Below are 9059 nucleotides of genomic sequence, written 5' to 3'. Positions count from 1 at the left end.
TACTTCTCATGATATTTGCAAAAACAACAGCTGTAATTAAGCCAAATACGGCTGGAATAAAGCCAGCAATCATAACGTCACTTAGAGGTAAATCAAAGCCGTTCGCCGCTGCAATAGTATTTGGATTAGGCGAAATAATATTGCCCGCTTTGCCGCCACCTGATAAGGCAATCAATAATGATAACTTACTGATACCCGTACTTTTCCCAACGGATAGAGCAATCGGGGCAACAATCAACACTGCAACAGGAATGAATACGCCCACTGCTGTAATTACCATTGTGGATAATGCCAAAGATAAAATAGCTTTTTTCTCGCCAAGCTTTTGTACAATGGCGTTGGCAATTGATTCTGCCGCACCGGATTCCATCATCACACCCGCCAACATGCCGGCTGCTAAGACACGGATTGCGGTTCCCATAATACTTTGTGTTCCGTTTAATAGAACAGCGACTGTATCTGACAGGGAAGCGCCTCCAATAAGACAACCAACAATTGCACCAAAAAACAAGGAATACACAGGATTAAATTTTTTCAAAATTAATACTATCGCTACAACTAATCCTAAAATTGCAGCAACCCAAGATATTGTAATATCTGGCATTCAAAATCAGCTCCTTAAATTGTTTACGCTTTCATTCTATCAAAGTCCTTTCTTTTTAAAATTGTAAATTTAACAGGATTTATTGTTCAAATGCACAAAAAAACCGTTCTTAAAGAACAGTTTTTTGAAATCTTTTTCTATCTTTCTCAATAATGACCACCAAGCCAACGAACAAAAGAACACTCACAATTAACAATACTGCCGTTTTATTATATCCATGAAAGAGCGCTTCGCCTCCACATGCGTAAAGTATTGAGGAAGGAATTACACCAATGAATATCGCGGCTATTAAATTTTTTAATGGCAACTGCATAGTATCTGCAGCAAAATTAATCACAGAAGAAGGAATAATTGGAATCATGTAGCCCACCATAATCCCAATTTTTGGATGCTTCATCCGTCGAATGGACTGGACCCAATGATTGGTCTCCGTTTTTCTATCTAAAAATTTTATATGATGCATCAAAAAGATTGCAACTAAATTTCCCAAACTATTCCCTAAAACGTTAATGAGTGTGCCGCTGAAGGGACCAAAACTCAATCCTGCAATCACACCAATTACCGAGGTTGGAATCCCTGGCACTGCACACATGATCGCGGTCAAAAAAACTAACAATAGCGCTGCTGAAAAACCATGTGAACGAATTCGCTCTAATAATTGTGTCTTACTGGCTTTAGGATTCAAAAATAATTGAATATCTGTTTGATATTCTAGATACAAACGGTAACCTACCAGCAGGATTAAAATAAGCCCGCTACTGATCAGTAGTATTCGGATTGTTTTCCTCTTCATTTTCTTTGCTCCTTTTATGCTTTATACAAAGTGTAGCACAGGTTTCTTCGTGCCTCAATTAGAAGCTTGTATGAATAAAAGCCGCCCCTAAAAGTTAGACTAAAAATCTAGCTTTTAGGGGCGATTCGAAAGTTACGAAGGTATTTTTTTATTTCCGATACATCTTAAACAGGAAATAACGGGTAACAATAGTTGAGGTAGCAGCTTTCTTAAAAGCATTGGTAGAAAATTGGAAAAATCAGAACAATTGGTTTACTTTCACTATTTTGAAATTCCTTTATTTAGATTATCCTGTCCAGAATATCGACAACTTGACTATCAGACTTCACATATAGATGCCCATATGTTCCCAAAGTAATCTGTATATTCGCATGTCCTAATCTTTCTTGAATCAGTTGAGTACACTCGAACTTATTTTCAAAAATTTCTTCTGGAGTAAATCCTTTTTCAGCATGCCGCAACTTTCCTGTTTGTTCACGTTGATTAAATTCTGTAGATTCGTGAGAAAATATTTTCCTTTGACTTTTATAAAAAGTATCTTCTTGACGTTTTAAGGTAACAGTAACATAACGAATAAAAATATAGGTAAGATCCATTTCTGTCTTTATATCGTAAACATCTCCTACAATTTAGGCAGACGGTATTGCCAATAACCATGATAAGCACGCTCAATTGGTAAAGACCTCTCTTTTAGCATTTTGGGTAAAATATTGCAAGTCAGGTTTTTATAAGAAATGAATAACTCGTATTCTGTAATCAGTTTTTTAATAATTGCTGATTACTTAGATGTACTGGACTCTGCTTCAAAATAGCTAAAATATTTTTTGATGTACGATCAATAGGAAGATGTTCTCTTTTTGAAACCTAAAATAAATAATAACTTCACATTTCATTCAGACTTTATTAAGTGTGCTGCACTTATTTCGTAAATTCCATCACAGGGAATTATACAAAGAGGTATTTTTTTATTTTCATATGAACTAATCAAATGGATCTTTCTGAATAGTAAATACAAAAAAGTGCAAAAAGATTTTAAGCTTCCTACACTTTTAAAACTATTCAAAATATTATATCTTGTATGTTTCTAAAAATTTTTCTTTACTCCATTCTTTTTCTTCTTTATCTTCTTCATAAGCTCTCATCACAACTATAAACACCGTAGCCATTATAAACACTCTCCCATTCAGTAATACTTTTTACTAACACTTAAAAATGAGAAACTATTCAAAATCAGCATGCCTTTTAAACATGGTTTCTGAAGTCTCCCCCAGTTCATCCATTAAGTTTAAAACCATTCCATCAAAGGTCAAAAAAGCCAATTGTTCAAACGCAGACCCCATTGGTTGAGCAAAAGAGGCTGTTTCTCGATCATTTTCTTCTTTCGTAGTACCTGGTAAAACAAGTACTACGTCAGCTAATTGACCAATCGTTGACTCTTTTTTCATCGTGACCAAGGCTAAATCAATACCACTTTGTTTCGCTTTTTCTGCCAAGCTTTTCAAACTACCAGTCTCTCCTGATCCAGAACAGATAATTAATAAATCTCCTGGTTTGGAGTGAGGAGAACTGATCTCTCCAACAATACTAACTGAAAAGCCAATATGCATTAATCGATTGGCAAACGCTCGAATCGCAATTCCTGAGCGACCTGCACCATTCAAAAAAATATGATTTGCTTGTTTAATTTGTTCAACAAAATGAGCAATCTCATTTGTATCTATCCTTTGTGCATTTTGAGTGAGTTCAGCTAAAATATCTAGTGTGTAGTTTTTCATAGGGTTCTCGTCTCCTTTAGGCAATCGTTCTTCCACCATCCATTAGAATGGTTTGTCCTTGAATATAGGAATTAGCTGGATCTGCTAAAAATATTGCTAAATTGGCAACATCTTCAATGGTTCCAAAACGTCGAACTGGAATTTTATTGATAACTGCATCTAAACTTTCTTGGGTTGGATAATTTACGCGCATCATTTCACCTGTATCAATTAGACGAGGAGCGATAGCATTGACATTAACCCCTTTAGGTCCAAGTTCTTTTGCTAATCCACGTATTAACCCTTCCCCACCAGCCTTAGACGCTGGGTATGATACACCACCGCCAGTTCCACTTAAAGCTGATCCTGAACTGATATAAACAATTGAACCCTGATTATCTAAAAAGTCATTATAAAATGCTTTTACTGTATTAAATAGCCCAGTTAAATTGATGCTTAATGTTTTGTTCCATTCTTCGAAAGAAATATCATTTACTTTGTTTGCAAAAGCTACTCCAGCATTTAAGACAAGAAAATCAATACGGCCAAATTCTTTGAACACTTTTTCGCGAGCTTCTGTCAAAGCAGCTGGATCTGAAACATCCGCTTGAACAAATAACGATTTTACATATTTATTTGTAATTTCTTCTGCTGTTTTTGTTCCTGTTTCTGGATTATAATCCACGATTACTGTATTTGCTCCGGCTGCTGCAAACTTTTCTGCAATTCCTTTACCTATTCCATGTGCTGCCCCAGTTACTAATGCGACTTTCCCTTCAAAGTTTCCCATTACGGATTCTCCTCTTTCCATTGATTTAGTTTTGATGCTGATTCTCACTAATTAACTAGTGAGAATCACATCTTTATTTTCACTTGACTGCTTCTTTTAATAATTGATATTGTGCTTGTTTATCACCTGAGAATAATGCTCCGCCAACAACAATCAGTTCTGCTCCGGCTTTCACACACTTTTCTGCAATTTCTTTATTGACTCCACCATCTACTTCAATGTCAATTTTGCGATGCCCAATAAGTTGTTTCGTATTACGGATTTTTTCTAAACTTTTTGGGATGAAAGATTGACCTGGTTGACCTGGATTAATCGTCATAATCAAAATATAGTCAATGTCATCCAGTAAATATTCCAACACGACTTCTGAGGTTCCCGGATTAATTACAACACCTGCTTTACGTCCAGCTTGACGAATTTTTTGCAAAATAGAATGGATATGTGGTGTTGATTCATAGTGCACAGAAATCATTTCTGCTCCCGTTGCAAGAACATCATCAATATGATCTTTCGGATGTTTGACCATCATATGAACATCAAAAATCATTGTAGAATTTTTTTTCATTTCGGCAATCTGATTGGGACCAAATGCAATATTAGAAACGAAATTTCCGTCCATTAAATCCACATGTAAAATTTGTGTATTTTCTTCCTCTAAAAAATTGATATCATCTTGAAGGTGCATAATATCTGCACCAAAAATTGAAGGTAAGATTTGTGCCATTTTTATTTCCGCCTCTTTCTTTTTTACTAATTATTCTTAAAAAATAGTTGAAAGCCAGTAAGTAAGGATACTCCATGGACCTGTTAACACAAAGTCTGTTCCTTGCCCTTTCAGACCAACTCCAGCACCATTTAACATCTCTGTTGCACCTGGTGCTACATAACCACCTAAGTACATGACAATTACACAGAAAAGAACAGTTGTTAGTATTGAGCGCAACAGATTTCCTTTGCTTGCCATAACCGTCATCACAGACATGTAGATTACAGACATTAAAATACCAATTGGGAATGTTTTAACTCCCGGTAACGCTAACGCACAAAGCATCACCAACGGAATAGAGATAACTGTTGTTGTCGTCGTCGTTGGATCGCCTAGTCCTAAAGCTACATCCATCCCAATATTCAAATCTGCGTCTTCGCCCATTTGTTTGGTCATGAAATCTTTCGCTGCTTTACCAATTGGTGATAGCCCATCCATTAATACGCCTACTACACGTGGCATTAAGACCATTACACCGGCAACCCCCATCCCCATAGGAATAATTGTAGTAATATCTTGTCTTGTTAACAAACCTAAAAGCACCCCAACAATCGTTCCAATGATTACAGGTTCACCTAATACACCAATTCGTTTATTTACACGTTCCAAGCTAATATCTAATTTGTTTAGCCCTGGAATGAAGTCAATCAATTTGTTCATCGCCCAAGCAGCAATTAGTGTCCAGCCTGTATGAATAATCGTGGTACAAGTCGTTCCTTCTAAGCCATAGTATTCTTGCCACATAGGTGCAACCCAATCTCCGACAAACAAAGCAAGAACAGATAAAATAACGGTTACAGCCAAACCGATAAAGAAATTATCAAAAATGAAGTAAGCCAGTGCACCTGGTACTAGAAAATGCATGTAATTCCAGATATCAACATTCAATGTTTTTGTTAGTTTCAAACGTACTAAAATCAAATTAAGTACAAGACCAATTGGAATAGCTAAACCAGCGAATGGTGCCATCCAAGAAGCCGCTCCTACTGCTGGCCAGCCAATATCTGCAATTGTGAAGCCAGTTCCCATTTCTGAATAATAATCGACTGCTGGTGACAATGAATCATTCAACAAGCCAACAACTAATGTCAAACCGATAAAACCTACTCCAACCGTTAACCCAGCTTTGATTGCATCCCCCAATTTCATTCGGAAAACTAACCCTAAAATAGTAATAATAATTGGTAAAATTGCTGAAGCACCCATGCCAGTGATGGTCTGTACAATATTAACTAGTGTATCCATTCTTTTTTCTCCTTTATAGTGAAATACAAGACTGTTGGGACATCTAATCACCGATTCATTTCTCAATTAAACATCGACACTTTTTTTATGATTATGGTAAAATGAACTCAGCTTTACTTTTGTATGCCGTTCCGCTTTGTTTTCGAGGCAAAAGCGGAACGTTTTTTATGCGTTTTGAATTTCTTTTAGTTTCTCTAATAACGTATGTTTAAGCTTGTCTTCATTAATTCCAGTAACAAATCCCATGATACTCATCAACGGTACATCTAAATTTCCTTTGAAATTATTCGTAGTCAACACGATATCTGCATTTTTGCTCATTGATGGTAATTCTGTCATGCTACATTTGTTCAAACTAATGTGAATCCCATGTTCTTTACATAATGCTTTGACTTCATCTGCTGCTATGGTGGATGTGGCAACTCCACTTCCACAAGCTACTAAAATATTTACTTTCTTCATCTCTTTTTCCTCCTAAAATTTATTTTTCAACAGCAATTGCTGAAATTTCCTTCATCACTTCTTCCGATGTTTTTGCAGCCTTTATTCTATTTACAAATGTTTCTTGTTGAATCACACCTATGACCTGTTTCAAAATTTGAAGGTGTTGCGTGCCATCGCTTAAACCTAAAACAAAAAATACAGCAACATCAATTTCTTCCTCTGCATCTTCCATTTTCTTCATTTTAATGGGTTGTTGGAGTGTAACCACTGAGATAAATGATTGCTTAATGTATTCTGGATTCCCGTGAGGAATGGCAACTGTGTGTGTGCCCAAATCTAGACCAGTTGGATAATTTTCTTCTCTTTCAACAATAAAGTCATAAAATCCTTCATTGATGTAGCCTCTTTCTTGGAAGATTTCTGATAACTGTCTAAATAAGTCGTTTCTATTCGAAATATCTAAGTTGAGAAGAATTAATTCTTCTTTGACATATTCTTTTAACATGAATAACGCTCCTTTTCATTTTTTAGTGAGTGGCTAACTCCTTGACTAAAGAATAAACGCTTTCAAAGCAAATAGCTATTTCCTTTTTTCACAAAGAATGTAACTATTTAAGAACCAATTGTGATGAACGAAAAAGAAGCAAGGAAATTAAGCATTCCTTGCTTCTTTTTCAGAGAACCGCTAATAATTAAATAAAAAATGTCCTAAGAATTTTTATCATTAGTTGAAAAATTTCGTATTGCTTTACTTATTTCATTTACATCTTCTAACTTAACTAATTCTTCAATGAATTCGGCATCATTTGCCATTCGATTGATATGATATAAAATTGGTAGGTGACTGGTTTTATCTGGCGTTGTTAATAAGGCAACTACATGGATTTTTTTCCCATGATAAGTAATCCCTTGTTTTAAAACGGTAATAAACACACCCAACTTCTGATCAACAATCGCTGGATCAAGATGGGGTAGTAGAATACGCTGTCGTAACATAATATAGGAAGGTTGATCAAGGTATTCTTGCAGCAAAAGCTCATTATAGTCTGAGGAAATAATTTTTTGATTAACCAATGCCTGACTGGATTGATTAAGAATACTTTTCCACGAAAGCCGCTCTTCTACTAATACAATATTCTCATTTTTAATCATTTGCAGAAGATCACCCTTAGAACTGTTTTCAGTAATAGTATTTGATTTCTGTTCACTCAGTAATAACGAATCTAAATCCTCTTTCAATTTTGTTTCCAGCTTTTCATCCAACGAAACATACTGTTTCAAAACACTTATTATATCTGTCGCTCGAATACTGTCAAAATCTAAATGGAAGATATCCTTAATGACATCCTGACGTAGTTTCAATTGATCACTGTTAGTCAGAATTTCATTCATTACATAAACTTTTTTTTCTGACTTAACTGGCACAGTGGAAAACACGATATCATGAGGCAGCATAAATTTCTTGTACTCACGTATTGAGTTTGTTGGATAAAAAAGAAATTCTGGGAAAATTTCCTTTAATTTTTGCTCAATCAATTTTGACATAGAAATGCCATTCGGACACAAAATCACCGCCTTAATTATTTTCTCTTCCAAATCATTGTGATCATTACTAATCAAATGTCCACCCACAAATAGCGTAATATAGGCAATTTCTTCATCTGAAATCTCAGTTTGGAAAAATCTTTCCAACGGGGAAATAGATTGACATACAAAATTGTGTAATACATTGTATTCTGATCGAATTTTATCATACAGAACATTTCCTGTTGAAAGATCATACTTAATTCGATAATATGCTGGCTTAAAATGGTTTAATAACTTTATCAGTAAATCTTTTTTATCAGACAACACCAACAATGTGTTCACTTCAAACTCTGTTAGAAACTCCCAAAGTGAATTGGCTAATAGAGGTAAATCTTTTTTCGCGACCATCCCTTTATTACGAACATTTGAACTTAGTAGCTGTAAAGAGATAAAGACTTTTTCATCTTCAGGTAAGTCAGGAAAATCTGTAGTAATATAAGAGAGAGACTGATATTCTTTTGTGTGTTCAATTTCCTCTCTTTCCTGAATACGACTACTGTCGATCATTTGTCCTCGTTCTATTCTTACAAATATTGAGGAAATGAAGTAAAGTAAAGGATAAAAATCTTCATCTGTATATTTCACACCCAAAAATTTTTCAATTTTTAGAACATCATTTTTAACACTATCCAGATATTTTTGAGAACTCTCCAATAGTTGAACAGTGACATTATCACCATAGTTTTTATAAATCTCAATAATCGAATGAAATAAGGCGATCCGTTTATCCCATTCTTCTCCTACTATCACATACCCCTTTTTACGTGAAAATTCTATTTCAAGATGGTATTTCAGCAATAAAGTTTTCGCTTTCTTAATATCTGCTAAAGCAGTATTTTTACTGATTTGAAGTTCAATACAAAAATGGTCTAGGGACAACTCTTCAACCCTAGTTAAAATCATAATCAACAGTAAATGGACTCTGTCTTCTTTCGAAAATATGATATCTTGAACAGACTGATGAATCGTTAAATAATCAGCCGATTCATTCTTTGCATAGTAGTAGCCATTTCTTCTTTCAATCAATGGTAATCGTTTTTCTGATAGTTTTTCATTGATTGCTTCTATACTATAAG

Annotated in this window: 9 protein-coding genes and 1 pseudogene; all 10 read right to left on the bottom strand. The window is 35.0% G+C overall.

Features of this window, described 5'->3' with window-relative positions:
• The coding region (locus KQI94_RS14380; RefSeq protein WP_216454543.1) for an SLC13 family permease at window positions 1-604 on the bottom strand (604 nt) is incomplete at its 3' end.
• 109 nt (window positions 605-713) lie between these two features.
• The gene (locus tag KQI94_RS14375; RefSeq protein WP_002368872.1) at window positions 714-1397 is read right to left on the bottom strand and encodes a VTT domain-containing protein; all 684 of its coding nucleotides are present in this window, start codon (window positions 1395-1397) and stop codon (window positions 714-716) included.
• A gap of 281 nt (window positions 1398-1678) precedes the next feature.
• Window positions 1679-1789: pseudogene (locus tag KQI94_RS16825) on the bottom strand (recombinase); the annotation flags it as partial.
• 828 nt (window positions 1790-2617) lie between these two features.
• Complete coding sequence (gene hxlB / locus KQI94_RS14365; RefSeq protein WP_197526091.1) at window positions 2618-3196, bottom strand: 6-phospho-3-hexuloisomerase; 579 nt, start codon at window positions 3194-3196, stop codon at window positions 2618-2620.
• Window positions 3189-3941 (bottom strand): SDR family NAD(P)-dependent oxidoreductase, encoded by a 753-nt coding sequence (locus KQI94_RS14360; protein ID WP_002368869.1) that lies wholly within the window; start codon window positions 3939-3941, stop codon window positions 3189-3191. Before KQI94_RS14360 ends, hxlB begins: the two co-directional genes overlap by 8 nt.
• A gap of 79 nt (window positions 3942-4020) precedes the next feature.
• Window positions 4021-4665 carry a ribulose-phosphate 3-epimerase gene (gene rpe / locus KQI94_RS14355; RefSeq protein ID WP_002368867.1) on the bottom strand — a complete coding sequence of 215 codons (645 nt, stop codon included), beginning with the start codon at window positions 4663-4665 and terminating at the stop codon, window positions 4021-4023.
• A gap of 36 nt (window positions 4666-4701) precedes the next feature.
• Complete coding sequence (locus tag KQI94_RS14350) at window positions 4702-5952, bottom strand: PTS transporter subunit IIC (protein ID WP_002368865.1); 1251 nt, start codon at window positions 5950-5952, stop codon at window positions 4702-4704.
• A gap of 165 nt (window positions 5953-6117) precedes the next feature.
• Window positions 6118-6414 (bottom strand): PTS sugar transporter subunit IIB, encoded by a 297-nt coding sequence (locus KQI94_RS14345; protein ID WP_002368863.1) that lies wholly within the window; start codon window positions 6412-6414, stop codon window positions 6118-6120.
• A gap of 19 nt (window positions 6415-6433) precedes the next feature.
• The gene (locus KQI94_RS14340; RefSeq protein WP_002368862.1) at window positions 6434-6901 is read right to left on the bottom strand and encodes a PTS sugar transporter subunit IIA; all 468 of its coding nucleotides are present in this window, start codon (window positions 6899-6901) and stop codon (window positions 6434-6436) included.
• A 203-nt stretch (window positions 6902-7104) separates the two neighbouring features.
• On the bottom strand, window positions 7105-9059 hold a 1955-nt coding region (locus tag KQI94_RS14335; protein WP_216454541.1), incomplete at its 5' end, for a BglG family transcription antiterminator.

Origin of the sequence: Enterococcus sp. S183_ASV_20 (genome assembly GCF_018919685.1) — a bacterium.
GTDB lineage: Bacteria > Bacillota > Bacilli > Lactobacillales > Enterococcaceae > Enterococcus > Enterococcus faecalis.
This window is presented reverse-complemented; position numbering and strand designations above follow the sequence as displayed.

Excerpts from the sequence above, each read along its gene's own strand:
- KQI94_RS14375 (WP_002368872.1), bottom strand. The coding sequence starts at position 1,397 with ATGAAGAGGAAAACAATCCGAATACTACTGATCAGTAGCGGGCTTATT.
- KQI94_RS14360 (WP_002368869.1), bottom strand. The coding sequence starts at position 3,941 with ATGGGAAACTTTGAAGGGAAAGTCGCATTAGTAACTGGGGCAGCACAT.
- rpe (WP_002368867.1), bottom strand. The coding sequence starts at position 4,665 with ATGGCACAAATCTTACCTTCAATTTTTGGTGCAGATATTATGCACCTT.
- KQI94_RS14350 (WP_002368865.1), bottom strand. The coding sequence starts at position 5,952 with ATGGATACACTAGTTAATATTGTACAGACCATCACTGGCATGGGTGCT.
- KQI94_RS14345 (WP_002368863.1), bottom strand. The coding sequence starts at position 6,414 with ATGAAGAAAGTAAATATTTTAGTAGCTTGTGGAAGTGGAGTTGCCACA.
- KQI94_RS14340 (WP_002368862.1), bottom strand. The coding sequence starts at position 6,901 with ATGTTAAAAGAATATGTCAAAGAAGAATTAATTCTTCTCAACTTAGAT.